This window comes from Herbiconiux sp. SALV-R1 (assembly GCF_013113715.1).
In the GTDB taxonomy this organism is placed as follows: domain Bacteria; phylum Actinomycetota; class Actinomycetes; order Actinomycetales; family Microbacteriaceae; genus Herbiconiux.
Genome location: NZ_CP053344.1, coordinates 863,766 through 885,774, shown reverse-complemented (window position 1 = coordinate 885,774; position 22,009 = coordinate 863,766). Strand labels below are relative to the sequence as shown.

The following is a 22,009-nucleotide window of genomic DNA, read 5'->3' as shown; positions in this document are numbered from 1 at the left end:
TCATGGCTGACTACACGCCTCTGCACGAACCCGGCAAGGCCTTCACCCGGCAGGCATCTGCAGCGATCACGGGCGGTCAGCTCGTCGTCGTGTCCGGTTCCGGGACGGTCGCGCCCGCCAGCGCAGCCACCCACTCCTGGCTCGGCGTCGCAGCATTCGACGCCGGCAACGGCGACCTGGTGACCATCTACGACGAGGGCGTGCAGCGTCTCACCGCGTCCGGTGCGATCACCGCAGGCGCTCTCGTCGAAGCAGCGACTGGCGGCAAGGTCGCCTCCCACACCAACGGGACGAACGACTTCAACGTCGTCGGTCTCGCCCTGAGCACGGCCGCCGATGGGGCGCTCGTCGAGGTGTCCCTGCTCCGCTAACGCGGGCAGGGCAGAAAGGAAACGGCAATGCCGTACACGTACCCCCCGGCGGCTCCGACTCTCTCGGGCGACACCGTCACCATCTCGCGGTTCCTCAACAACCCGACCCTGATCGCACGTCGACTGCGTACCCTGCTCGAGCAGCGGTACATCGCCGACGCGCTCCTCACGGGCCGATTCAACGTCGAGGGCGGAGCGGTCCAGTACGAGACCGGCGAGACGATCTTCACGACCGACAACCCGCGCGCGGTGGCGCCCGGTAGCGAGTACTCCCTCACGGGTCTCGGCACCGGCACCGCTTCCATCGCGAAGACGGTCAAGTGGGGTCAGGACGCGAAGATCACCGACGAGGCGATCAAGCGTCAGGGCTTCAACCCGGTCGAGCGTGGCCTCACGAAGCTGGCGAACCAGAACGTGAAGTACGTCGACTCGGTCGCGCTGTCCGCGATCTCCTCCGCTGTCACCCAGACCAGTGCTGCAGCTGCGGCGTGGACCGGTGCGACCGCGGCGCAGATCTTCAAGGACGTCGCGCTCGCGAAGGCGAGCATCGTCGCCCTGAACCAGGGATACGACCCCGACACCGTCGTGGTGTCGGACATCGCCTGGGCCAACGCCCTGTCCGCGTTCGTCGCCGCCGGCTACTTCGCTCGCGAGTCCGACGCCGACAACCCGGCGATCACCGGGAACTTCCCGACGATCAACGGGCTCCGCTGGCTGGTCACCCCGAACCTGCCGACCGCGAACACCGCCCTGGTGCTCGACTCGGCTTCGCTCGGTGGCATGGCCGACGAGAAGCTCGGCGGGCCCGGCTACGCGTCGGTGAACAACGTGGGCGTCGAGGTCAAGTCGATCCGCAAGGAAGACACCGACTCCTGGCGTCTCCGTGCCCGCCGTGTCACCGTCCCGGTGGTGCTCGAGCCCGCTGCGGCTTGGAAGCTGACGGGAATCGGCGCATGACCGCCGTCGTGTCGGTGCCTCTGGTCATCGCGAAGCAGGAGGACGGCTCTGACGTCTACCTGTACCAGGGAGCGTCGGTCGGCGATGGTCTCGCGAAGGGCGAGCTCAAGCGTCTCCGCGACGGCGGCTTCATCTCCGAGGTCGAGGACGTCGTCGAGGAGCCGGCCCCTGAGCCGGTGGAGATCCCCGAGGGTGACCCGACGATGCAGTGGAACGTCGCGCAGATCGACGCGTTCGCTGAGAAGCGGGGCATCGACCTGACCGGGCCGAACACGAAGCCGGAGAAGCTCGAGGTCATCGCCGCCGAGCTGAAGAAGGCCGCTGACGCGGCTGGCAAGTAACGAGAAAGGGGGCGGTGACGTGGCCATCACACCTGGTGATCTTGGCGGAGACGAAGACCTCGCACGCGAGGTGCTTCTCATCGCACACGACATCGCCCCCTGCATCGAATCCTTCGTCACCGGTACGGAGGATTTCAAGAACGCACTCGCGATCCTCAAGCGGGTGATGAAGAACATCGTGGGGCGCGGGTCGCCCTACGTGAAGTCGAAGCGGCAAGGGTCAGCGTCGATCGAGTACACGGACGTGCAGTCCGCCTTCGAAGGGCATGCCACGCGCGCTCTGCGGGCGCTGTGCGGCTCAGGAACCGTCGCGGGTCTTCCTGCCGGTTCGTTCCCTGCTGAGCGCCCTGTCAGCCGCCTGTGGCCGGAGACGTATACGTCATGAGCGACTTCGCACCCATCAACGCCAGGCCGTTGTTCCTGCAGCGGCCCAGGCCGATCATCGACCCGTACTCGAACGAGCAGACGGGCGAGGACTGGTCAGAGCCTGTGGAAGAGATTCCGATCCCGAATGCGTGGGTCGACGTGCCGTCCACCGCGATGCTGGCCACGGCCACCCGTGAGCAGGCCTCCGAGTCGAAGTCGCTGTTCGATGACGGCAGCGGAGTCGACATCCGGAGGGGCAACCGCGTCCGAGACGGCGCCTACGTCTACACGATCGACGGCATTCCGCCGGCACCGGATCAGCATCCGTGGGACGACTGGACGCCGCCCCGTGAGATCCCGCTGACACGCTACGTCGGCTGACAGGAGGGCGCTGTGCGCATCACACCGCCCGACCTAGAACTGTTCCTCACGGAGTACGTCCGCGCGATCGCCCTTGTCGAGGGCAAGACAGTCACGGTCACGAACAAGGAACCGTCCAACCTGACCGCCCCCCTGGCTAGGCCACTGATCGTCATCCGCGACGACTCCGGTCAACGCCTCGAGCTGCCCACCTTTGATCGCTCTGTCGGCGTCTCGGTCCTCGGGTGGTCGAAGCAGAACGATCAGCCCGCGAACGACCTCGCCCGCTGGCTGGCAGCTGTGCTGATGGACGACGCGATCGTACAAGCCCCCGGCAGCCCCATCGCGTCGATCGTCTGGGACGGCTGCAACGGCCCGTATCCGATCACGGAGAACGCTGACGTCGCCCGCCGCTACCTGACCGTCGAGTACATCACGGTCGGGGTGGAGGCGTCGTGAAGTTCAACAACGCGTTCTTCGAGGAGCTCGGCAACTCGGCCGGCGTCGTCGACCTGGTGAAGCAGGCTGCCGAGGACGTCGCCGCTACCGCGCGAGCCACGGCACCTGTCGACTCTGGCGCGTACCGCGACAGTATCCACGTTGAGGTCATCCCGAACAGGAAGACCCGCACGGTGGCGCTCGTGGTCGCTGACGACCCGAAGACGATGCTCATCGAATCGAAGACCGGCAATCTCGCGCGGGCCCTGAAGGGCACGAAGAAGCGGTAGCCCCGCCCCCTGATCCTTTCCACCCCACCCCTTGGCCCCGGCAACTTGCTGGGGCCTTTCTCATGAATGGAGACAGCAAATGGTTGCTGACGTGAAGGGCAACGACATCGGCGCTGTTGGTGTCCCCGTTGACGGGAACATCGGCTTCGCCCCCTACGGGACGCCCCTCCTCACCCCCCAGCAGGGCGCATCCCGCTCCCTGACCCTCTCGCCGGCGTTCGTCAAGATCGGTCTGATCAAGGACGACGGCGGCCCCCAGTTCTCGTGGGAAGCCGATGGCGACCCGATCGAGTTCTGGCAGGAGGGCTACTCGATCCCCTCCGGGCTCGCGAACGTGGGGCTCTCGATCACCGCCGCCCAGGCGCTCTCAGATCACGTGCGTCGCATCATCTCCGGTGTCACCCCCGACCAGTACGGGTACCTCGAGCACGACGGCGGCGGTCACGACCTCCGCTGGGTGGTGTTCACCGAGGAGATCTTCAAGAACGGCGCCATCCGCCGCCGGCAGGCCCCGTCGGTGTCGCTTGCATCGGCAGCCGAGGACCAGTCGACCCGCGGTGAGGTGATGGGCAACGCCCTGTCCTTCACCATCGCCCGTCACCCGGCCGTCGGCAACAAGCACTTCGGTGAGTGGGTCATCCCCGCTCTCGACGCGGCCGACACGAAGACGACGTGGAACGTGACCGTGAGCGGAACCCCCACGGGCGGCACATTCACGCTGATCCTCAACGGGTTCGCCACCGCGCCGCTGGCCTACAACGCGAACGCGTCCGCGGTCACCGCAGCCCTGAACGCCCTGTCGGGTGTCACCGGCATCACGGGCATCACCTCGACCGGCACGGGCCCGATCGTGGTCACCCTGCCGTCGGCAGAGACCCTGACCGCGGCGAACTCGCTGACCGGCGGCACAAACCCCGACGTGGTCGTCGCGTAGCACCCCGATCGAGCGGGGCCGGTGTTCGTGGATGTCGCCGGTCCCGCTCTCTCACATCCACCCACATCCACGCCTGAAAGGACACATCCACCATGGCCACACGCCGCACCTCTGAGAAGCCGAAGTACCAGGTCGTCGACGGGAAACTGCACGCGCAGACCCCGGAGGGTGAGATCATCCTCCCGCTTCGGTTCAAGACCAAGCTGATCCGCGCCGCCCGCGACATCAAGAACGGGCAGGGCGACGAGCTCGACCAGTTCTTCTACATCATCGACGCGCTCGGCGACTTCGACACGCTGGCCGTGATCGACGAACTCGACTTCGTCGAAGAGACCACCCCGCTGGTCATGGAGTTCTTCAAGGCGTTCGGTGAGCAGCAGCGAGCCACCACGGGGGAATCGCGGGCCTCCTCGAACTGATCGACGACCACGAGCCAGCTCTCACGTTCGACTTCCGGCACCAGTTCCCGGGTCTGTCGCTCGATGAGGTTGGGGAGTCGATCACGTTCGGTGAGGCCTACCGCCTGTGTATCGAGCTCATGCGCGAGAGCGGGTCGCATCTTCACGCGGATCTCGCGAAGTTGCGGTTCGCCGGCTCCCACGCTGACCGGGCGGGCATCCAGCTCGCCGAGTGGTACATCAACGTCCACCTGGACCGGAAGCGGCACAAGAAGGACATCGAGCTGCCGGGCCCGTGGGGGAAGGCGAACCCGAACGCGGATGTGACACCCGAGCGGCGTGCTGCTCTGCGCGCGGAGCTGGAGCGGCGCTCAGCGTTCGCGCACTGACCATAGGAGGCCGACGTGGCAAGTGAAGTCGGTTCCGGTCAGGTAGCGATCTTCCCAGTCTTCAAGGGGTTCCGGAAGGCCGTCGATAAGGAGACTGAGGGCGCTGCTGACAGCGCCTCTAAGGGGTTCCGTCGCTCGTTCGACAACGCCGGGCAGAAGGCGGGCCAGTCGACCGGGAAGGGCTTCAAGGCGGCGTTCGAGGGCTCCGTATCGGGGTTCTCGACCAAGGCCACGAAGACGCTCGAGGCGGACGTCGCGAAGGCTGCGAAGGCCCTCTCCGCTGCACGTCTGAAGGAGCAGGACGCGGCCGGCAAGGCCCGTGTTGCGGAAGCGCAGCTTGGTGAGGTTCGCCGGAAGTACGCTGCAGACTCGTCGCAGGTCATTCGGGCCGAGGAACGTCTCGCGTCGGCCACGAGGAACTTGCGCACGGCTCAGGACGGTACAGCGTCTTCGACTCGCGGTCTTCGTGACGCGCAGAGCAGTCTGGCGCGCTCGGCGGACAGCGCGTCGGAGGGAATGGCGGACGCTGGTCGCCGCGGAGCTCGCGGGTTCGGGTCCAGCTTCGTCGCTGGGGTCGGGAAGCTCGCCGCACCCATCGCGGTCGCGATCGCTGGTCTCGGCATTGCCGCGGGCATCCAGGATGCGGTGTCCACCGGTCTGCGGGCTGCTGCGGGATACGTGACCGAGTCGGTCGGTCTAGCGTCCGACTTCGAGCAGTCCGTCGGTGGTGTGTCGGCGGTCTTCAAGGATCAAGCCGACGAGATCAACAAGTGGGCTGAGGCTGCCGCGCAGGGCGTTGGTCTGTCGAAGCAGCAGTACAACGACTTCGCGACCATCGTCGGTTCGCAGCTGAAGAACCTCGGCCTGCCTCTCGATCAGGTGGCGGATCAGACCAACACGATCATCAGCCTGGGTGCCGACCTCGCCGCACAGTACGGCGGTTCGACCGCTGACGCGGTCAGTGCCCTGTCGTCGCTGCTGCGTGGCGAGCGTGACCCGATCGAACGCTACGGTGTGTCGTTCAACGAGGCCGCCGTCTCGGCCGAGGCGATGGCACTCGGTCTGGTGGGCGTCACCCAGAACGCCGAGGATGTTCAGGCTGCTCAGCTTCGCGCGGAGGTCGCACAGCGGAAGTACAACGACGCCATCGAGGCCTACGGTGAGGACTCCACGCAGGCGCTGTCTGCGCAGGCTTCGTTGATCAGTGCCCAGTCGTCACTTGAGACGGCGATGGCGGGCAGCACGGACGAGATCACCGCGCAGCAGAAGGCGCAGGCGACCCTGTCGCTGCTGACGAAGCAGACGGCGGATGCGCAGGGTGCGTTCGGGCGTGAAGCCTCGACCGCGGCGGGCCAGCAGGCTCGTCTGCAGGCCGAGCTGATGAACTCGCAGACTGCGCTCGGTACGGCGCTTCTGCCGACGATCACGCAGCTGACGAAGCTTGCCAATGAGGAACTGATCCCGGTTCTGAATGATGTCGTCGATGAGGTGGGGCCCGAGCTCTCGAGCGCCCTTGTAGAGTCTGCGCCGGCCGTCAAGGATCTGATCTTGGCGTTGACGCCTCTGCTGCCGCAGTTGGTGCAGCTCGCGGTTCAGGGACTGCCTCCTCTGGTTCGATTCCTGACACTCATCTCGCCGCTGCTCATCGACTGGGCGACCAACACGGCCAGCATCATGACCGCGCTGAACGCGTTCTTCGCGCTGCTGGACGGGGACACCTCGCTTCTGAAGGTTGGTGCCGAATTCCAGGGGCTCGGTGGCAGCGTTTTCGACATGGTCATGGGGCTCGCGACGTTCCTGTCGCAGGCGAACACGAACATCGTGAACTTCGCGACCACGGTGCGGTCTCAGATCAACGACGTCGTCGGGACGTTCATCGGCATCCCGCAGCGAGTCGAAGACGGGCTAGGTGACCTCGGCTCTCGTCTTGTTTCGTCGGGTCGGGCGCTTGTCCAGGGCTTCATCGACGGCATCAACGAGATGTTCCCAGGGCTCGACACCGCGGTAGGTGGGCTCATGGACTTCGTGGGTGGGTTCTTCCCGAATTCGCCTGCGAAGCGGGGTCCGTTCTCGGGGTCGGGGTGGACGGCTCTGAAGGAGTCGGGCAAGGCGATCATCACCCAGTTCAGCGACGGATTCGGAGACGGTCCCGACCCGTTCGGTGGCCGCGGGCCCTCGTACGGTGGCGGACCGTCCGCGCCTGCTGCGCCGGCACTCGCTGGTGTGTCGGGTGTGCCGCGTCAGGGAGCGACGATCAACGTGCACCCAGCACAGGGCAAGGACGAAGTCGCGATCGGGCGTGCTGCTGCTGAGTGGGTCAACTGGAGAGACAAGGTGGATGGCTGATGCTTCGTATCCGTCCTGCACACCTCGAACTTCTCGGTAGGCCCGACCCGATGGCCGAGGAAGCCCGCGGCCTCTACGTCGCGAAGGACGGCTTCCTCGGCCTCGAGTCGCAGGTCGCGACGCGCCGCACCCGCATGGAGATCCCGAACGGGCACGGCATCTACGCCTTCCCCGGGAAGCTGCAGGAGCGTGTCGTCCCGATCGACGCTTGGTGTGTCGCCCGGGACGAGGACGACCTGCAGCAGTTCAATATCGCAGTGAAGTCGCTCGGCGCACGTGGTGGCATGTTCCGCACCGCGTTCGAGTTCCGCGGGCTGCAGGTGTGGGCTGACGGGTACATCGGCACCACCGGCATCCAGTTCGTCGACAACGGCACCGGACGGAAGGCTCGCCTCAGCATCCCGCTCGAGTTCCCGAAACCGCAGCTGTACGGGGAGAACCCGCTGAGCCCCTTCACGGTGGCTTCGGGTGGATCGGTGGACATCTCGCACGATGGCAACTTCGAGGCCGCTGCAGTCGCCACCGTCACCGGGAACATGCCGACCGGATGGAGGCTCGCAGGCCCCAGCGGTGCAGGTATCACCGTGAACCTTCCGGTCTCGTCGAGCTCGGTGGTGACCGTCAACCTCGCGACCGGGTGGGTGTGGCAGAACGGGGTGCGCCGACTCCGGGCCGTGGGCGGCAGCTTCCGACCCTTCGTGATCCCGGGCGCCACACCCGTGGGCATTACGCTCTCGACGCCGTCAGGGAGCGGCACGGCATCAATCGCGCTGCCGAACACCTACAACTGATGTACGAAGTCACCATCAGCGACACCCAGTCCGGCGACGCGCTCCTCGCGTTCACGGGGGACGAGGCACCATCGGCGTGCACGTGGGGTACCCGCATCAACGGCTTCGACACCGGGCAGACCACCTTCGAAACGCGCGCGATCGGCGGAGGCCTCACACGAGCCGACTGGCGTGAGCTCATCGACCCGTGGCGCCGCACCGTCGACGTCGGATGGCGCGACGACACCACAGGCATCTTGTCCCCGCTGCTGCCCCACTCCGGCCTCATCATGGGCTGGAACTACGACAAGAACACCGGGCAGATGAGCGTCGCATCCGCTGAGGCGCGCACGATCCTCACCCGTCGCATGCTCTTCGGAGTCGGCACCTACGGCATCGGCACTCGGGTCATCACCGAGAAGAGCATCGCCGGGATGATCAAGCAGATCCTCTGGTACGCCACCCAGGGGAACCTCTCGGTCGTGTGGAACATGCCCTTCGAGTTCGAGCTCTTCCAAGAGTCCGGAATCCATGGGTCGACCTACTGGAACTACCTGTTCGAGGACGCTGAGCAGCTGATCTCCGACTGGCAGAACACCGCTGGCGGGCCCGACGTCCACTGGCAGGGTCGCCGTCACGATGACACCGGCAAACGCGACTGGCTTGTCCGCATCGGCGGCACCGCTGGTGGGCCGCGTCTCACCGGCGCGGTGAAGCAGTACATGTCGGCCGGTGAAGCGATCGACATCTTCAACGTCACCGAGGCCGGCGACGGCACCCCGATGCGTACCGGCACCATGGCGCTCGGGTCAGGCTCCGACGAAGACATCCTCCACGGGGAAGCAGCGACCGTCGCCGTTCCGGGCGGTTACCCGTCGCTCGACGTGGTCGACCAGTTCACGAACATCGACGACCTCGAGCGCCTCACCGCGCTCGCTGTTGCGGGTACCGCTGCGGCGAAGGAACCGACGAAGCAGCTCGCTGGTGATGTGCTGGCCCGTGACTTTTTCCCTGACGGGCAAGTCGGTTCCACGATCGATATCTGGGATCAGGACGACATGTGGCTCGACGACGGGTGGACCTCTCGGTACTGCGTCGGTTTCACCGGGGATCTGAACGAGACGATAAAGCTGCAGATGCAGGGGGTGTGACGCCGTGAAGGTGAACTACCTCGGCCCGTCTGGGGATCGTGAATCTACGGTCAGGAAGCGCGAGAACCGCCGTCTGGCGGCTCGCACGCCTCTGGGTGACTCGTCCATCACCCGGCCCGGGAAACGGCTCCGTGTCGGCCCTGAGGGCATCGGTGGGACGCTGAACTCGGACGGCACGATGGACTGGGCGGGCATCGTCCGGTTCATCGGCGAGTTCTTCCAGACCGGCCCGAGCGTGTTCGACGGGTCAGTGTCGATCACGGGTGCAGACGGCACCCTGACGGTGACTGCTGAGACCACGCTGGGCGGGGCGACACAAATCACGTCCACCCTCGATGTCACCGCCGGGACGCGGCTGCGCGGTGCGACGACTCAGGAGGCGGACTTCACCGTCACTGCCGGCGGTCGCATCATCCTCACGGGCACGATTCCGCTGGTGATGCAGAACGGCGTGCTCACGTTCGCTTCCGGTGGTGAGCTTCAGGGGTTCGCGGCTGGTCTGCGGATGGCCGCGAACAACGCGGCCGTGACCGCGGTCGACGGGCTCGCATCAATGCAGGCCGGCTCGACGGTTCTGGCAGTCCTGCCAGCGGGCATCATCGCGACGGGTGATGTCGGGACGACTGGAGATGTGGAGGTCGGTGGGGCGTTGAAGAACCCCGGGATCGACACCGTGACAGGCGTCACATCGAACGTCTACTTCGACAACGCATCGAAGTCGTTCAAGCTCATCATCTAGCTGTCGAACTCTGGGCAGTAGACGTTGATCGCGAACTTCACGACCTGGAAGTTGTTGTCCGCAGCGTTCGGATCGTCCCCGGTGACCACGAGAACCGCGTCCTTTGCCGTGCCGCTTGATAGCTGGGCGCAAGCCTCCGCGCCGGCCGCGACGATCGCCCCATCATCGGGCAGGTCGCCGACCCACAAGGCGCTCACACTTCTGACAAAGAACTCGTCCTGCGTGTATTCCCCGTACGGCGATGCGCTCTCTGTCGGAGTCGCTTGCGGTTCCATCGTGATCGGCGCTGCGGAGGGCTGTGCGCCCGTCTCAGCTGTCGAAACCGTCTGAGTGGACTCTGCCCCCGCCGAGCATCCGCTGACCGCCAGAACGGCCACCAGGACCGCGACACCCCCGAGCTTTCTCATGCCCCGAAGTGTAGCGGCGAGCCCGCCCCATTAATACCCCCACCTTGGAGGAAACCCAATGGCCGCTGCGACCGCTCAAGTCGACGGAAACGTCGCTGACATCCTCGGCGACCCGCTCCCGCTGAACCGGGACCCGATCATAATCTTCACCCTGTCGCAGCCCGGCATCGCACTCGACGGAACCTTCGTGGGTTCCTTCGACCGCCGCGTGCAAATCCAGTCGGACGGAGCCTTCGACGGTGATCTGATCCCGTCGACGACGATGCGGGCCGACGGTCGCGTCGTCTACTACAAGATCAAGCTCGGCGTCCGAGACCCCGGCGCCGAGTACCGCCTCATCGACCTGCCCCAGTTCCAGCTGCACGTTCCACCGTCCGGTGGGCACTTCAGCGACCTCGTGATCGCCCCACCTCCTGCACTCATCATCGCCCGCGGCATGGGTGCACCTCCCGAGTGGTTCGTCAACACCTTCTACGTCGACATGTCCGGACCCAAGCCGGAACTGTACGGCCCCGCGAATGGAGGCATCTGATGGCCCTCGTCAGTTACGGCACGTTCGACATGCTCTCAGACGAGGGCGCCGCCGACCTCGTCTGGGCCGAACGTGAATTCGCAGTCGCAATCGACGCACGCATCCTCGCGAAGGGTAGCGAGATCGTTGGCTCCCTCCCCGGCGTGGAGGCGGCAGCTGCGGCTGCCACAACTGCTGCGTTGACGAGCCCAACCACCCTGTCAGCGTTTGGGAACGCGCTGGGTGTTGTGTCGCGAACCACCCCGAAGAAGTACCCGTTCCTGGTGCCGTTCTCGGATGCGCAGAAGAAGATCGGCGCGTACTGGGACGCGAACTGGAAACTCCGAACCGCGGACGGCAGGCTCGCTTCAGGCACGGACACGCGAGCAGAGACCAGCAGCCGGTTCCCGTGGATTGTGACGTTCGCGGACGACAACAAGAAGATCGGCGCGTACTTCGACAAGAACTGGGATCTGCGCCGAGCCGACGGCACCCTGTACGTGCAACCCACCGACAACTTCGCAGGGTTCGTGGTCACGGGCACGTCCACCGCTGCGGGCGCTGACCTCACGAACCCTTCCACTGAGAGGTACGCGGCTCTCCTCGCAACCAAATGGGGGGTGCCGGTGTCGGTCCTGGCACAGCCCGGTTCTGTCACGGAGGAAGTCAACGCGATCCTCGGCGCGTCCGAGTTCACAGGCACGATCTCGGGCGGCACCGTGCCGGCGTCTGGTTCGGTGACGGTGAACGGGTTCGACGTGTTCCCCATGCGCTCGTCCGCCACCGTGTCATCGCTGAACGTGATCGGTATCCGCGACGACGGTCTGCGCATCCCTGGGGTCCTCACCCGAACCACCTCCGCAGCAGCCTCATTCACCCGGTCAACCCCAGGGACGGCGGTAGCTGCGACCACGCTGCGGTTCATTTCCGTGACCGGGCAGGGATACCGCAACTTCACTCACTTCCTCGCGATGGGCATCAACGACCTCGACAAGGTCATCGCGGGAACCCTCACCGAAGACGACCTGAAGGCACGGTTCCTCCGGTACGTGTCCTCGGTGGCTGGGGAAGTGTTCGTGCTTGGTGTTTCCGATGCTGGGTACGCGGACAGGCCCGGCACCCAGATGGGTGACCTGATCCTCCGGTTGGAGACGTGGTTCGACACCACGTTCCAGTCGAAGTACGTGAAGCTGCGGCAGTTCATCGCTTCCCCCCGCGGCCTTGCGCTCGCCCAAACCCTGCAACCGTCTTTCACTCCCACCACGGATGACGTCACAGCGGCGAACGCAGGCACGGTTCCGCCGTCGCTTCGCGCATCAGCATCATCCACTCATCTGACGGCGCTCGGCCACCAAGTCGCCGCGGTCGTCATCGATATCCACGCCCGTGAGTTCTCTCGCTACGCAGGAAGGCTGGCCGCCTAATGTCCGGTTTCACAACGATTCGTTCTGCTGGGGTAGCGAACCCTGGTGTCCCCACCATTGATGAACCCCCGTACGCGACCGTCGTAACGTCTGACCGTTTCAGCGGTGCGGCGGCAGCCGATATCGGGGGGAGGGTCTCTGACGCCGGTTTGGGTGGCACGGGCATGGCGTGGGCTGTAGGTGTCGCGAACGTGTTCGCCACCGATGGTGCCGGGAACCTGATCCGGGGTTCCGCGACGAGCGCATCAGAAGCGGAGTTCACGTACACGAACACGAACGTGGAGGTCGGTTTCACTCTCACCGCAGGCCCGGTCACGTCCGGCCACCAGATCAACCTCGACATTCGACTGAACCAACCTGCGGGTGGGGCGTCTTCCCGAACCTGCTACCGGCTGCAAGTCCAGAACGTGTCGGGTGCGTTGATCGCCCGGTTGAACAAGCGCATCGCGGGAACTATCACCGCGATCTCCGCTGACTACCCGGTGTCGGTGGGTGACCGACTCGCTATCCGCGCCATCGACGACAAGATCAGCCTGATCCGCAACCTCGTCACGAAAGAGACGGTAACGAACAACCAGGTCGCATCGGGCGGGTATGTGGCTTTCACAACGGGAGCGTCGGCCCTGTTCGGGGTGACCGACATCTACGTGGAGAGCATCACCGGCACCGCCTGACCCCGCCAATCACACACCCTCATCTGGCTCGCTTCGGCGGGCCTTCGTCGTTTCAGGAGGAAACCATGAGCCTTGTCGATGGACTCGACCTCATCGAGTGGAGCGGCTGCCTGTTCGACCCGCTCAACGACGACAGCATGGAGCTCCTCGCGCGCTGCATGGCGATCGAAGCGAACATGACCCTCGAACGGGCCAGCATCTACTGGAACGAGGCCGGTCGCCCGTACGGAGTCGAGAGCGACAGGTACGCCCGCCGCGCATCCGATACGTTCTCTGGGCGATCCACGGTCTGGTACCAGTGGGGACGCGCTGAGCGGGGAGAGACACCCTCAGCGGCTGACCCCCGCATGGGTCCGCTCGCTTCCCAGCACACGCGTGGGCGGGCGATGGACTGCAACGCCCCCAACGACTACTCGATGCAGCGCCGCGCCTACTGGATGGGCCTGGCCGGCATGAAGCGCACCATCCCCTCGGAGTCGTGGCACTTCGAGTTGTGGGGCGCCTGCCAGCTCGACCTGACCCCGTACCGCATCGCGATCGACATGCTCGTCCACCCGGACGACTACACCAACGCCCGACCCCTCGAGGAGGAAGAAACGATGGACAAGTACTGCCTGGTGGCCCGCGTCGACTGGGACACCAAAGAAGCGTTCAACAAAGACATCCGGACGGGGAAGTCGAACGTCTTCCTCATCAACCTCGCCGAGGGTACCTACCGGTGGCTGCCCACTGACGAGGCCATCCACCTCCACACCAAGCCGAAGGAAGAGGGCGGCTTCGGCATCCCCTACCGTGACGGCACGTTCAGCGCCCAGATCCTGATCGGGCTCACGAACATCTTCAACAAGGCGCAGTGGTCCGGAGCTGTCGCCTGACCCTTTCTCCACCCCGGAGAGGGGGACTCATGCGCCGACTGTTCGCCGCATCCATCTGGGCACCCGGAGCTATCCCACCCGACGAGTGGAAGTACCGGTGGCTGAAACGCCTCTGGCTTCCCATCTACGACCTCTTCGCGATCGCCGCGGGCATCTGCGCGGTCGTGTTCGGGTCGCGGCTCCTGAACCGCCTCCTTGACGGCACCCTGCTCGACGTCGTCGGGATCGTCTTCACCGGGGTCGCACTCGTGTGCCTCCTCGGGGTCATGTTCCCCCGACTGTGGCTGGTCGAGATCGTCGGCAAGGTGATACTCGTCGGCATGATCGGGGCGTACATGTCCGCGATCGTGTTCTACCCGACCGTCCCGAACGAGTCACCGAACTGGTTCGTGTTCGCGATGCTCGGCTTCGGCCTGCCGCTGGCGATGTTCCGTCTATCCCTCCTTGGTGAGGAGTGGAAGGAGCGTCACGCCGAACAGGAGCGTGACGCATGACCCCGGAACAGGTACTCACCCTCGCCGGCGTGGTCGTCTCTCTCGTCGCTGTCCTCGCCACCTTCCTCGGCACCCGGGGAAAGACGAAGACCGACGCGAAGACCGCGCTCGACGCCCGCATCGACGCCCGAGTGAAGGCCGAGCTCGACCGCGTGTACGCGCGCCTCGACGAGTTCGAGGAACGCGACAAGAAGCGCACCAGCGCCTTCACCCGCATCCTCCGCGCCATCGCCGCCCAGTGGACCGGGGACAGTCGCGGCCCCAACCTCGACCCCGCGGACATCGCGGAGATCGAAGACACCATCCCGCCGCAGTGGATTCGCTGAGGCCAACCGAAGGAGCATCATGAGCATCCCCACCGAAACCCCCAACGTCATCGTGCAGAACCCCGTCGTCCGCAAGGTCGTCGGCAACACCCTCGCAGGAGCGACCCTCGTGCTGTCGATCGCGACTCTCGTCGACGGTGCCATCGAGCAGATCAACTACTCGGACATCACCGGCCCGGCCGCGATCATCATCGCTGGCCTGTTCGGCATCTTCCAGCTGACGGTCACGTCGCCGAACGTGCCGACGAAGGGCGACCACGCCGCCTGAATCCTGGTGCGGGTCGCTTCCGCCACTCCGCCCCTAACGCCCCCGCGTCTTCTCTTCGGAGAGGGTGCGGGGGCATTTCGTCGTGTCAGCGGTCGATGCTGATCCAGATCCGCTGCTCATCCCGAACAGGCAGAGCAGCCTTCGCCGCCTCGTAATCCGGGCCCTCCGCGGTGTCCTCGACGACGTCTTCTCCGACACGGTACCCGGCACGCACGATCACCCGCCCAGGCTAACCCCACGCCCCCTTCGGCGTGTAGTTCAGTGCAGCCCGGATGTTCCCCTGAGGTACCTCGAACCGCACCGCACGATCAGCCGCGTCCAACGTCCGGTAGCGGCCGACCAGGCGACGATTCTCCGGGTCGATGTCGAACGTGACCACCCGGTAGTGCTCGAGCTCCGTGCCCGCGTGCATGCGCCGGACGACTGCTGCAGGAACTCTGGGGTCGTTGCGGATCAGCACCCATTCGTCTTGCCCGACTCTGATCGGCCCATCCCCGAGCATCCTGCCCCTCCCATGAGAAGCACGCCGGCCCGCGCAAGCCACGATCGTACAGAAGACCGGTGACAGCCGCTCGTGCTCGACAGCTATAGTTCACTCTCATGGCGTACGGGAAGCAGAAGGACCGCGAATCGCGACGGGAAGCTGAACGCGCCATAGCGGAGGCGGGCCGGGAGCCAGTATGGGAGAGGCCCCCGCGGGTCGAATGGGATCCCGAGGAGCGCTACGAAACCGTCCCCGACCTGTCTGCACCCGAGAACGTCCTGATCTACCGAACCGCAATGTGGAAGCGACGGTTCGTGGACTTCGCCATCATCCACGAGATCCGCGACGGAAGCCAAAACGCGACCGTGGCGAAGGCCGACTCCTCGCTGCAGCACGAAGATGTGCACCTCCACGTGAAGGCCCGCAGCAACGGCAAGGACGTCAAACGCGAAGTCATCCGGTTCATCTCTAGCCAGAAGGACATAGACGATGGCTACTATGAGTCTGACTCCCGCATCCTGGAGGACATGTCGAAGCACGAGATGATGTGGCGAAATGGCAGATGAATCGAACCGGCGGAAGCTGACGGCGTCTCTTGCGCGTGCTCTCGCCCAGGTGAAAGCACCGATCTACGTGAACGAAGCGGGTCGCAAGCCGTTCCTCGTGGCGTTCCCCGGAGATCGGATATCCACTGTCATGACGGCCATCCGCTCGCTGGGTGGCACGGCCACCGTCTTCGTCTCGCACGGCGAGGCGCATCCGCAGGCGGTCATCGTGATGAGCACCGAAGCCACCCGCAATGGCAACATCGCGCAGCTGCCGGTCACCCTCGAAGAGAACGGCACAGTCGCTGACATCGAGGCGTACTTCAAGAAGCATGAAGGCGTCTCTTCCGCCACCTTCCGGCTATCCACCGGCGCCGCCGAAGCGACTCACCCGCAGCCGTTTGAGCTCGCCGCCGCTTAGGCATTAGCCCACAGCTTCAAAGTGCCGGATATAAGCTCGCCCGATCGGACGCAGAACCGATAAGCTCGCGCGCATGAATCGCAGGGGAAGCGCCTTCGCGGCGTGCGGCATCGCATCTGTTCTCGTGCTCACTGGATGCGCGCTGCCGAGCTCTCGTCCAATCCCGGGACCACCGCCGGACCCGACGCCCACCGACGCCGTGACCTGCCTCGACGTCACAGATGGCGCTCGAGAGGGAGTCCAGCGAGGTCTCGATGGCGTTCAACTGGGTACTTCCATAGTCGACATCGCAGCTATCTCTGCCACCGACGGATCGTGGTTTGTGGCCGCGTCGTTCACCGCTCCGGGATTCGAGGATGATCCGGCGGTAGGTGTGTGGTTCACTGTGCGCGACCCATCTACCGAGGAAGCTGTCCCATACCAGACCGCTGAGGCTGTCGCCGAGACGTTCTCAACGTTCGAACCGAGCGGACTCGACGCTGCAACTCCCGGTGTGCTCGAATCTCAAGATTGCCTTAACTAGTCCGTCACGCAGAAGCCCCGCACGAGCCCTAGACGGGCCTGTGCGGGGCTTTCAGGCGTTGGTGGGGCATGGTGCCCCCGGCGAGACTCGAACTCGCGACCGACAGATTAGAAGGCTGCTGCTCTATCCACTGAGCTACGGAGGCTACCCACGAAAGGGTACTACGCAGCCCTACGCCGTCCTGACTTCGATGGAACAACTACCCGCGGGAGAAGGTCGTGGGCGGCGGCGATGGACTCGTCTGAGACGCGCACGTAGTGCTGGATGGACTGCATGTCTGCGTGTCTCATTGCAGCCGCCACGACCACCGTGGAGGCTCCCCCGTCGATCATCTCGGTCGCGTACCAGGCCCGCATCTGGTGGGGCCGGTGAGCGATACCGGCGCGACGCATGGCCTTCCCGAGCACGTTCGACACGTTGCGAGCGGTCACGTGCTGGCCCTCACGGTATGGCGACGGGAACAGGAAACCCCGCCTGGGGTACTTCTGCAGCTCCTCCCATACGATCTCGTGGATGGGCCTCCATACCTCTTTGCCACCCTTGCCGTCCTTCGAAAGGATGCGCCGGTTCTGCCAGTCGATCGTCTCGCCACGCACGGCAGCGATCTCCTGAGCCCTGAACCCCTGGTAGGCGTAGATCAGCACGAACATCCTCGTCCGCGCGTAGATACCGCTGTTCAGGAGAACCTGGATGTCGTCGGTGCTGGTGGGGTTCGCTTCCACCGCCGCGAGCCGCACTCTCGGGAGGCGCGCCCCCGGGTTGTCGGGCCTCAGACCCTCATCCTGCATCCACGTGAAGAACGTGTGGTACAGGCTCTTGTAGTTCGCCCTGGTGCTTGCGGACAGCCCTGTCCTACCCAGGTCGGTGATCAGATCCAGTCGCGTGATCTCAGCTAGCGGCTTCCCTGCACGTCGCTCGAGCGCGCGCAGCAGGATGAGACGTTGCCGGATTGACCCCTCGGATGATCCCTCTGCTTTGAGGTAGGACTCCCAGAAGTCGAGTGCGGAAACGAGATGCAGTCGCGGTGTGTCATGTTGCAATGTCTTTCCCCCTGTCTCGTGTTGTGAGTTCCGGAAGCGTAGATACGCCCCCTGCCTCCCGCAACTACCGTGTGCGGCAAACTGGACACCTCAGTAGTAGTTATCCTGTGAACCCCATTCAGGGGGGATTGGGATAGTCAGTCCCATGATCACTTGGCGCGAATGGGTCGACCAGGCGTCAGGAGGAGAATCCGTTCGCTCTGTGGCGTCCAAAATTGGTGCGAGCCCGACAAGTGTTTCCACGTGGTTCCGGACAAACCGACCCCCCGCCCGAGCCGTGGTCGAGTGTGCCCGCGCTTACAACGCCGACATCGTGGTAGGTCTCGTCTGCGCCGGCATCATGAGCATCGACGACGTGCAGCGGGACGTCCAGAACCGACTGAAGTTCGTCCCCACCAGGTTGCTTCTGGATGAGCTTTCCCGCAGAGGCCGGGAGGGAACGGATGAGCTGGCGCATGGGCTGGCGCCGGAGTGGGAACAGAGTCAGCGTCCCGACGCGGCACGGTAGGTGCTGAGGGTGACCACCGGCGTCGAACCTGCGCGGTTGTAATCCGTTTGTCGCTGGTTCGAATCCAGCCAGGGGCACAGGAACGACACCCCACCACCCGGCGCCTCTGGCGCCGGGTCTTCTCGTTAATGGGCGCGGCGGGCCGCGGCTACCAGGCGCCGGTGAGGGCGGCGATGCCGGCGAGGAGGGAGGCGAGGGCGATCGTGAGGGAGACGGCGATGAGCACGACGTGCACGACGAGGAAACGGGTCGGCTTGCCCTGAGCGTCGTGGGCGCGGGGGTCGCGGGAGATGCGCTTGAAGAACTGGGGCCAGACGAGGGCGTTCCAGCCGGCGTTGACGAAGAGGAGGATGGCGAGTGTGGTGATCATCGCCGCCAGTCTAGGCACCGCCGCCCACGGCTGCCGCAGCCGCCCGCAGCGGGCCGGCGTCGGGGGCACGGCCTAGACTCGTGGCATGAGTGCTCCCTCCGACCGTCTGGTGTGGATCGACTGCGAGATGACGGGGCTCGACCTCGAGGTCGACGAGCTGGTGGAGGTGGCGGTCGTCGTGACCGACTTCGACCTCAACCTCGTCGACCCCGGGTTCGCGATCGTCATCAAGCCCGACGACTCCGCGCTGGCGAACATGAACGACTTCGTCACCACGATGCACGAGACCAGTGGCCTCGCCGAAGAGATCCCGAACGGGGTGAGTCTCGCCGACGCCGAGTACCAGGTGCTCGAGTACATCCTGAAGTTCGTTCCCGGCGCCCAGCAGGCGCCCCTCGCCGGCAACACCATCGGCACCGACCGGGCCTTCCTCGCGAAGTTCATGCCCCGCGTCGACGGGCACCTGCACTACCGCAGCATCGACGTCTCCTCGATCAAGGAGCTCGCCCGCCGCTGGTTCCCCCGGGTCTACTTCAACGCACCCGAGAAGGCCGGCGGGCACCGCGCGCTCGCCGACATCCTCGAGTCGATCCGCGAGCTGCAGTACTACCGCAAGGCGGTCTTCATCGCCGAACCCGGCCCCACCTCGGCCGAGTTGAAGGCGGTCTCGGCCGACGTCGTGTCGGAGTTCGCCTCGCGTTTGTAATAGCCCGGCGATGTATTAGACTGTTCTCTCGTTGCCCCGTGATTCACGTCACGAGGTGAACATGGTGGATATAGCTCAGTTGGTAGAGCGCTGGCTTGTGGTGCCGGATGTCGCGGGTTCGAGTCCCGTTATTCACCCCACGGGTGGCCTAGGGCCACCGACCCGGAGGTCGCCATGGTCGAGATGACGGCCGACGACTTCGAAGAACTCGTCTCCGACGAACTCGACCAGCTCCCCGACGACATGCTCGACGGTCTCGAGAATGTCGTGTTCGTCGTCGAAGACCGGCCCGAAGACGGCTCGCTCGACCTGCTCGGCCTCTACGACGGCGTCGCCGTCACCGAACGGGGCCAGTACGGCTTCGGCGAGATGCCCGACCGCATCACCCTCTACCGCGAGTCGCTGCTCGCCCTCTGCGACGACGTCGACGAGGTGCGCGACCAGGTGCACATCACCCTCGTGCACGAGATCGCCCACTACTACGGCATCGACGACGCGCGCCTCCACGAACTCGGCTGGGGCTGACCGCCAAGCTCGAGACACCGGATGCGCGCTACGGCGACACTGGATGCGCGACACGGGAGAACAGCAGCGCTCGCAAGGCGCCGCCCCACCGATACCGTTTCGTCACCGCGTCGCTCTGGGGCGGCACCCACCCCACCGCCTAGCCTGGAAGGCATGGCGGACACCTCGGCGGCCCGGAAGGCCTTGCGCGCACTGGGCATCGTCGTGGGTGTGGTCGTCATCCTCGGCATCGGCGTCTACGGGCCGGCGACCCTCGTCGGGCCGCTGCCCACCGCATCCGCTGCCCTCGCCGAGGCACCGAACGAAGCGAGCGGTGCCTTCACACCGGCGATGCCCGAGACCGGCGCCTCGGCCGTCGTCGCCGACGTCGCCACCGCCGTGCTCGCCACCGGCGGCCCCGAAGAACCCGTGCCGATCGCCGGAACGGCCAAGGTCGTGACCGCCCTCGTCGTACTGAGCGAGCGACCCCTGCTCGCCGGCAGCGACGGACCCGACATTCCGATCACCGCAGCCGACGTCTCCGAGTACAACCGCTTCGTCGCCGAGAGCGCTCGCGCCGTTCCCGTCTCGGCCGGCGAGTGGTGGTCGCAGCGCGAGGTGATGGAGGCGATGCTGCTCGGCTCGAGCAACAACCACGCCGATCTGCTCGCGAAGTGGGCCTTCGGGTCCGTCGACGCCTACCTCGAGGCGGCCGACGCCTGGCTGGCGGCCCGCGGCCTCGACGGCATCACCCTCGTCGACACCAACGGCCTTGACGAAGACGACGTGGGCACCGCATCCGACCTCGCCCGGGTGAGCGCGCTCGCCTTCTCGGAGGCGTCGATTTCGGAGATCATGGCCCTCGACACCGCCTCGCTGCCCGGCGGCCGCTCGGTCGACAACCGCGCGGCGTACCAGCCCGAGCTCGGCTACACCGGCATCTCGCGCAGCTACACCGACGAGGCGGGCGTGTGCTTCCTGTTCGCCCTCGACCCGAGCGGCGGTGCGGCAGCCGGCGAGGCGGGCGACGGCGACGCCAGCGCTGCGACCGGCACCGGCGACGATACGGCACAACCCGCCCTCATCTACGGCGCCTTCCTCCGCGAACCCGATTGGGACACCCTCGACTCCGACCTCGCCGCCCTCGCCACCTCCGCCGCCGGCACCGTCGCACCCACGCCGGTGGTGAGCGAGGGCCAGAGCTTCGTGACCTACACCACCCCGTGGGGCGAGACCGCCCACGGCGTCGCCACCTCGACCGAGTCGCAGCTGGTGTGGGTGACGACCCCGCTCGAGTACCAGGTCGACGCCAAGCAGCTCTCGACGGGGTCGAAGGGCGAGGAGGTGGGCAGCGTCACGGTGACGACCCCCGACGGCCCGGTCACCGTGCGCCTCGAGCTCGACGGCCGCATCGGCGACCCGGGACCGATCTGGCGCCTGCTCAACCCCGTGCCTGTCATCACCGCGTTCATCGACTCCCGCACCCAGGGCTGAGAGCGCAGGGCTGAGAGCGCAGGGCTGAGAGCGCACGACTGAAGCCGGCACCCAAGCGTGACGCGCCCGAAACGTGACGACCCGGCTCAGGTCGGCACGACCACCGTCGCTCGAGCCCGCGGGTTCTCCCGCTGCACGAAGCGCCGCCACTGCCGCTCCCACCTGTCCCATTCGCGGGCGTAGAGCTCGCCGTCGCGGGCGAGCGCGCGCCGCTTGCGCTCCCCGTCGTCGGCCTCCACCCAGATGCACAGGTCGGCCAGCGCCGCGTTGTCCGCGCTCATCGCCCCGCACCCTTCGATGACGAGCGGATGCGCGGGGTCGACCTCGGTCCACTTCGCCGGCCGGTGGGCGGCCCAGTCCCAGCGCTGCCACCGCGCGGGCAGCCCGGCGCGGAGCGGTCGGAGCAGGTGCTCGGCGACGTGGGCGCTGGCGGCGTCGAGTCCGTCCCAGCCGGGGTAGATGTCGTCGAGGTGCACGAGGGTCGGCCGGTCGGCGCCGCTCCACTCCGCGAGAACGCGGTGCGCGAGTGCGGTCTTGCCCGATCCGCTCGGGCCGTCGATGAGGATGACGGTCATGGTCGGCGTG

33 protein-coding genes and 2 tRNA genes are annotated in these 22,009 nt (G+C 65.9%); 28 read left to right on the top strand and 7 right to left on the bottom strand.

All coding sequences use genetic code 11. The annotated features are described in order from the left end of the window. Positions 1–2: 2 nt before the first annotated feature. From HL652_RS04325 to HL652_RS04260, 14 genes are all read left to right on the top strand, one after another. Entirely contained in the window at positions 3–371 is a 369-nt protein-coding gene (locus tag HL652_RS04325) for a DUF2190 family protein (RefSeq protein WP_171704156.1), read from the top strand. 27 nt (positions 372–398) lie between these two features. Continuing rightward, positions 399–1,328: a phage major capsid protein gene (locus tag HL652_RS04320; RefSeq protein WP_171704155.1), complete on the top strand. Its 930-nt coding sequence runs from the start codon at positions 399–401 to the stop codon at positions 1,326–1,328. Continuing rightward, a complete protein-coding gene (locus HL652_RS04315) occupies positions 1,325–1,669 on the top strand; it encodes a hypothetical protein (protein WP_171704154.1) in 345 nt (114 codons plus the stop codon). Before HL652_RS04320 ends, HL652_RS04315 begins: the two co-directional genes overlap by 4 nt. Positions 1,670–1,688: 19 nt before the next feature. Continuing rightward, complete coding sequence (locus tag HL652_RS04310; protein WP_171704153.1) at positions 1,689–2,054, top strand: hypothetical protein; 366 nt, start codon at positions 1,689–1,691, stop codon at positions 2,052–2,054. Continuing rightward, positions 2,051–2,416: a hypothetical protein gene (locus tag HL652_RS04305; protein ID WP_171704152.1), complete on the top strand. Its 366-nt coding sequence runs from the start codon at positions 2,051–2,053 to the stop codon at positions 2,414–2,416. Before HL652_RS04310 ends, HL652_RS04305 begins: the two co-directional genes overlap by 4 nt. A gap of 12 nt (positions 2,417–2,428) precedes the next feature. Further along, on the top strand, positions 2,429–2,854 hold the full coding sequence (locus HL652_RS04300) for a hypothetical protein (RefSeq protein WP_171704151.1): 426 nt from the start codon (positions 2,429–2,431) through the stop codon (positions 2,852–2,854). Continuing rightward, the gene (locus HL652_RS04295; RefSeq protein ID WP_171704150.1) at positions 2,851–3,123 is read left to right on the top strand and encodes an HK97 gp10 family phage protein; all 273 of its coding nucleotides are present in this window, start codon (positions 2,851–2,853) and stop codon (positions 3,121–3,123) included. Before HL652_RS04300 ends, HL652_RS04295 begins: the two co-directional genes overlap by 4 nt. 79 nt (positions 3,124–3,202) lie before the next feature. Next, entirely contained in the window at positions 3,203–4,057 is an 855-nt protein-coding gene (locus tag HL652_RS04290) for a hypothetical protein (protein ID WP_171704149.1), read from the top strand. 92 nt (positions 4,058–4,149) lie between these two features. Further along, positions 4,150–4,476 carry a hypothetical protein gene (locus HL652_RS04285; RefSeq protein WP_171704148.1) on the top strand — a complete coding sequence of 109 codons (327 nt, stop codon included), beginning with the start codon at positions 4,150–4,152 and terminating at the stop codon, positions 4,474–4,476. 119 nt (positions 4,477–4,595) lie between these two features. Then, positions 4,596–4,844, top strand: coding sequence for a hypothetical protein (locus tag HL652_RS04280; protein WP_171704147.1), 249 nt, complete (start codon positions 4,596–4,598; stop codon positions 4,842–4,844). Between the two features lie 15 nt (positions 4,845–4,859). Continuing rightward, positions 4,860–7,190, top strand: a complete 2,331-nt coding sequence (locus tag HL652_RS04275) for a phage tail tape measure protein (protein ID WP_171704146.1) — start codon at positions 4,860–4,862, stop codon at positions 7,188–7,190. A gap of 50 nt (positions 7,191–7,240) precedes the next feature. After that, a complete protein-coding gene (locus HL652_RS04270; RefSeq protein ID WP_171704145.1) occupies positions 7,241–7,981 on the top strand; it encodes a hypothetical protein in 741 nt (246 codons plus the stop codon). Beyond that, entirely contained in the window at positions 7,981–9,111 is a 1,131-nt protein-coding gene (locus tag HL652_RS04265) for a hypothetical protein (RefSeq protein WP_171704144.1), read from the top strand. Before HL652_RS04270 ends, HL652_RS04265 begins: the two co-directional genes overlap by 1 nt. Before the next feature lie 4 nt (positions 9,112–9,115). Then, positions 9,116–9,850, top strand: coding sequence for a hypothetical protein (locus HL652_RS04260; protein ID WP_171704143.1), 735 nt, complete (start codon positions 9,116–9,118; stop codon positions 9,848–9,850). Here HL652_RS04260 and HL652_RS04255 read toward each other — a convergent pair. Beyond that, a complete protein-coding gene (locus tag HL652_RS04255) occupies positions 9,847–10,257 on the bottom strand; it encodes a DUF732 domain-containing protein (RefSeq protein ID WP_171704142.1) in 411 nt (136 codons plus the stop codon). The two genes, HL652_RS04260 and HL652_RS04255, sit on opposite strands and share 4 nt — an antisense overlap. A 58-nt stretch (positions 10,258–10,315) precedes the next feature. Here HL652_RS04255 and HL652_RS04250 point away from each other — a divergent pair, with 58 nt between their 5' ends. The 7 genes from HL652_RS04250 to HL652_RS04220 all read left to right on the top strand — a co-directional run bounded on the left by HL652_RS04250 (position 10,316) and on the right by HL652_RS04220 (position 14,829). Continuing rightward, positions 10,316–10,789, top strand: a complete 474-nt coding sequence (locus HL652_RS04250) for a hypothetical protein (protein WP_171704141.1) — start codon at positions 10,316–10,318, stop codon at positions 10,787–10,789. Continuing rightward, positions 10,789–12,192, top strand: a complete 1,404-nt coding sequence (locus HL652_RS04245; protein ID WP_171704140.1) for a hypothetical protein — start codon at positions 10,789–10,791, stop codon at positions 12,190–12,192. The genes HL652_RS04250 and HL652_RS04245 overlap by 1 nt, the downstream gene beginning before the upstream one ends. Before the next feature lie 191 nt (positions 12,193–12,383). Next, entirely contained in the window at positions 12,384–12,866 is a 483-nt protein-coding gene (locus HL652_RS04240; RefSeq protein ID WP_171704139.1) for a hypothetical protein, read from the top strand. A 65-nt stretch (positions 12,867–12,931) separates the two neighbouring features. Next, a complete protein-coding gene (locus tag HL652_RS04235) occupies positions 12,932–13,741 on the top strand; it encodes a hypothetical protein (protein ID WP_171704138.1) in 810 nt (269 codons plus the stop codon). Positions 13,742–13,770: 29 nt separating this feature from the next. Continuing rightward, positions 13,771–14,235 (top strand): hypothetical protein, encoded by a 465-nt coding sequence (locus HL652_RS04230; RefSeq protein ID WP_171704137.1) that lies wholly within the window; start codon positions 13,771–13,773, stop codon positions 14,233–14,235. Next, positions 14,232–14,561, top strand: a complete 330-nt coding sequence (locus HL652_RS04225) for a hypothetical protein (RefSeq protein WP_171704136.1) — start codon at positions 14,232–14,234, stop codon at positions 14,559–14,561. The genes HL652_RS04230 and HL652_RS04225 overlap by 4 nt, the downstream gene beginning before the upstream one ends. A 19-nt stretch (positions 14,562–14,580) precedes the next feature. After that, positions 14,581–14,829 (top strand): hypothetical protein, encoded by a 249-nt coding sequence (locus HL652_RS04220; RefSeq protein WP_171704135.1) that lies wholly within the window; start codon positions 14,581–14,583, stop codon positions 14,827–14,829. A gap of 85 nt (positions 14,830–14,914) precedes the next feature. Here the strand turns inward: HL652_RS04220 and HL652_RS21875 are convergent, their stop codons facing one another. After that, positions 14,915–15,049: a hypothetical protein gene (locus HL652_RS21875; protein ID WP_256371286.1), complete on the bottom strand. Its 135-nt coding sequence runs from the start codon at positions 15,047–15,049 to the stop codon at positions 14,915–14,917. Between the two features lie 9 nt (positions 15,050–15,058). Continuing rightward, positions 15,059–15,289: a hypothetical protein gene (locus HL652_RS04215; protein ID WP_171704134.1), complete on the bottom strand. Its 231-nt coding sequence runs from the start codon at positions 15,287–15,289 to the stop codon at positions 15,059–15,061. Positions 15,290–15,429: 140 nt separating this feature from the next. Between HL652_RS04215 and HL652_RS04210 the strand changes: the two genes are divergently transcribed. Together HL652_RS04210 and HL652_RS04205 are read left to right on the top strand one after the other, a co-directional pair. After that, on the top strand, positions 15,430–15,879 hold the full coding sequence (locus HL652_RS04210) for a hypothetical protein (protein ID WP_171704133.1): 450 nt from the start codon (positions 15,430–15,432) through the stop codon (positions 15,877–15,879). After that, the gene (locus HL652_RS04205) at positions 15,869–16,279 is read left to right on the top strand and encodes a hypothetical protein (protein ID WP_171704132.1); all 411 of its coding nucleotides are present in this window, start codon (positions 15,869–15,871) and stop codon (positions 16,277–16,279) included. The genes HL652_RS04210 and HL652_RS04205 overlap by 11 nt, the downstream gene beginning before the upstream one ends. 592 nt (positions 16,280–16,871) lie before the next feature. Here the strand turns inward: HL652_RS04205 and HL652_RS04200 are convergent. Then, positions 16,872–16,947 (bottom strand) — tRNA-Arg (locus HL652_RS04200). A gap of 16 nt (positions 16,948–16,963) precedes the next feature. Beyond that, on the bottom strand, positions 16,964–17,842 hold the full coding sequence (locus HL652_RS04195) for a tyrosine-type recombinase/integrase (protein WP_171704131.1): 879 nt from the start codon (positions 17,840–17,842) through the stop codon (positions 16,964–16,966). A gap of 340 nt (positions 17,843–18,182) precedes the next feature. Between HL652_RS04195 and HL652_RS04190 the strand changes: the two genes are divergently transcribed. After that, entirely contained in the window at positions 18,183–18,350 is a 168-nt protein-coding gene (locus HL652_RS04190) for a hypothetical protein (protein WP_171704130.1), read from the top strand. Between the two features lie 148 nt (positions 18,351–18,498). Here HL652_RS04190 and HL652_RS04185 read toward each other — a convergent pair whose 3' ends face one another. Then, the gene (locus tag HL652_RS04185) at positions 18,499–18,720 is read right to left on the bottom strand and encodes an SCO4848 family membrane protein (RefSeq protein ID WP_171704129.1); all 222 of its coding nucleotides are present in this window, start codon (positions 18,718–18,720) and stop codon (positions 18,499–18,501) included. 85 nt (positions 18,721–18,805) lie between these two features. Between HL652_RS04185 and orn the strand changes: the two genes are divergently transcribed. From orn to HL652_RS04165, 4 genes are all read left to right on the top strand, one after another. Next, complete coding sequence (gene orn, locus HL652_RS04180; RefSeq protein WP_171704128.1) at positions 18,806–19,426, top strand: oligoribonuclease; 621 nt, start codon at positions 18,806–18,808, stop codon at positions 19,424–19,426. Between the two features lie 64 nt (positions 19,427–19,490). Further along, positions 19,491–19,566, top strand: a tRNA-His gene (locus tag HL652_RS04175). A gap of 34 nt (positions 19,567–19,600) precedes the next feature. Beyond that, the gene (locus HL652_RS04170) at positions 19,601–19,951 is read left to right on the top strand and encodes a metallopeptidase family protein (RefSeq protein WP_171704127.1); all 351 of its coding nucleotides are present in this window, start codon (positions 19,601–19,603) and stop codon (positions 19,949–19,951) included. A gap of 153 nt (positions 19,952–20,104) precedes the next feature. Further along, positions 20,105–21,424: a D-alanyl-D-alanine carboxypeptidase family protein gene (locus tag HL652_RS04165; protein ID WP_171704126.1), complete on the top strand. Its 1,320-nt coding sequence runs from the start codon at positions 20,105–20,107 to the stop codon at positions 21,422–21,424. An 86-nt stretch (positions 21,425–21,510) separates the two neighbouring features. Here the strand turns inward: HL652_RS04165 and HL652_RS04160 are convergent, their stop codons facing one another. Next, entirely contained in the window at positions 21,511–21,999 is a 489-nt protein-coding gene (locus HL652_RS04160) for a nucleoside/nucleotide kinase family protein (protein ID WP_171704125.1), read from the bottom strand. Between the last annotated feature and the right edge of the window lie 10 nt (positions 22,000–22,009).

What these genes read in the sequence shown, in the direction of transcription:
- HL652_RS04325 (WP_171704156.1), top strand. Translation starts at nt 3, where the DNA reads ATGGCTGACTACACGCCTCTGCACGAACCCGGCAAGGCCTTCACCCGG.
- HL652_RS04320 (WP_171704155.1), top strand. Translation starts at nt 399, where the DNA reads ATGCCGTACACGTACCCCCCGGCGGCTCCGACTCTCTCGGGCGACACC.
- HL652_RS04315 (WP_171704154.1), top strand. Translation starts at nt 1,325, where the DNA reads ATGACCGCCGTCGTGTCGGTGCCTCTGGTCATCGCGAAGCAGGAGGAC.
- HL652_RS04305 (WP_171704152.1), top strand. Translation starts at nt 2,051, where the DNA reads ATGAGCGACTTCGCACCCATCAACGCCAGGCCGTTGTTCCTGCAGCGG.
- HL652_RS04290 (WP_171704149.1), top strand. Translation starts at nt 3,203, where the DNA reads ATGGTTGCTGACGTGAAGGGCAACGACATCGGCGCTGTTGGTGTCCCC.
- HL652_RS04285 (WP_171704148.1), top strand. Translation starts at nt 4,150, where the DNA reads ATGGCCACACGCCGCACCTCTGAGAAGCCGAAGTACCAGGTCGTCGAC.
- HL652_RS04280 (WP_171704147.1), top strand. Translation starts at nt 4,596, where the DNA reads ATGCGCGAGAGCGGGTCGCATCTTCACGCGGATCTCGCGAAGTTGCGG.
- HL652_RS04270 (WP_171704145.1), top strand. Translation starts at nt 7,241, where the DNA reads ATGGCCGAGGAAGCCCGCGGCCTCTACGTCGCGAAGGACGGCTTCCTC.
- HL652_RS04265 (WP_171704144.1), top strand. Translation starts at nt 7,981, where the DNA reads ATGTACGAAGTCACCATCAGCGACACCCAGTCCGGCGACGCGCTCCTC.
- HL652_RS04255 (WP_171704142.1), bottom strand. Translation starts at nt 10,257, where the DNA reads ATGAGAAAGCTCGGGGGTGTCGCGGTCCTGGTGGCCGTTCTGGCGGTC.
- HL652_RS04250 (WP_171704141.1), top strand. Translation starts at nt 10,316, where the DNA reads ATGGCCGCTGCGACCGCTCAAGTCGACGGAAACGTCGCTGACATCCTC.
- HL652_RS04245 (WP_171704140.1), top strand. Translation starts at nt 10,789, where the DNA reads ATGGCCCTCGTCAGTTACGGCACGTTCGACATGCTCTCAGACGAGGGC.
- HL652_RS04235 (WP_171704138.1), top strand. Translation starts at nt 12,932, where the DNA reads ATGAGCCTTGTCGATGGACTCGACCTCATCGAGTGGAGCGGCTGCCTG.
- HL652_RS04230 (WP_171704137.1), top strand. Translation starts at nt 13,771, where the DNA reads ATGCGCCGACTGTTCGCCGCATCCATCTGGGCACCCGGAGCTATCCCA.
- HL652_RS04225 (WP_171704136.1), top strand. Translation starts at nt 14,232, where the DNA reads ATGACCCCGGAACAGGTACTCACCCTCGCCGGCGTGGTCGTCTCTCTC.
- HL652_RS04220 (WP_171704135.1), top strand. Translation starts at nt 14,581, where the DNA reads ATGAGCATCCCCACCGAAACCCCCAACGTCATCGTGCAGAACCCCGTC.
- HL652_RS04210 (WP_171704133.1), top strand. Translation starts at nt 15,430, where the DNA reads ATGGCGTACGGGAAGCAGAAGGACCGCGAATCGCGACGGGAAGCTGAA.
- HL652_RS04205 (WP_171704132.1), top strand. Translation starts at nt 15,869, where the DNA reads ATGGCAGATGAATCGAACCGGCGGAAGCTGACGGCGTCTCTTGCGCGT.
- HL652_RS04190 (WP_171704130.1), top strand. Translation starts at nt 18,183, where the DNA reads ATGAGCATCGACGACGTGCAGCGGGACGTCCAGAACCGACTGAAGTTC.
- HL652_RS04185 (WP_171704129.1), bottom strand. Translation starts at nt 18,720, where the DNA reads ATGATCACCACACTCGCCATCCTCCTCTTCGTCAACGCCGGCTGGAAC.
- orn (WP_171704128.1), top strand. Translation starts at nt 18,806, where the DNA reads ATGAGTGCTCCCTCCGACCGTCTGGTGTGGATCGACTGCGAGATGACG.
- HL652_RS04170 (WP_171704127.1), top strand. Translation starts at nt 19,601, where the DNA reads ATGGTCGAGATGACGGCCGACGACTTCGAAGAACTCGTCTCCGACGAA.
- HL652_RS04165 (WP_171704126.1), top strand. Translation starts at nt 20,105, where the DNA reads ATGGCGGACACCTCGGCGGCCCGGAAGGCCTTGCGCGCACTGGGCATC.
- HL652_RS04160 (WP_171704125.1), bottom strand. Translation starts at nt 21,999, where the DNA reads ATGACCGTCATCCTCATCGACGGCCCGAGCGGATCGGGCAAGACCGCA.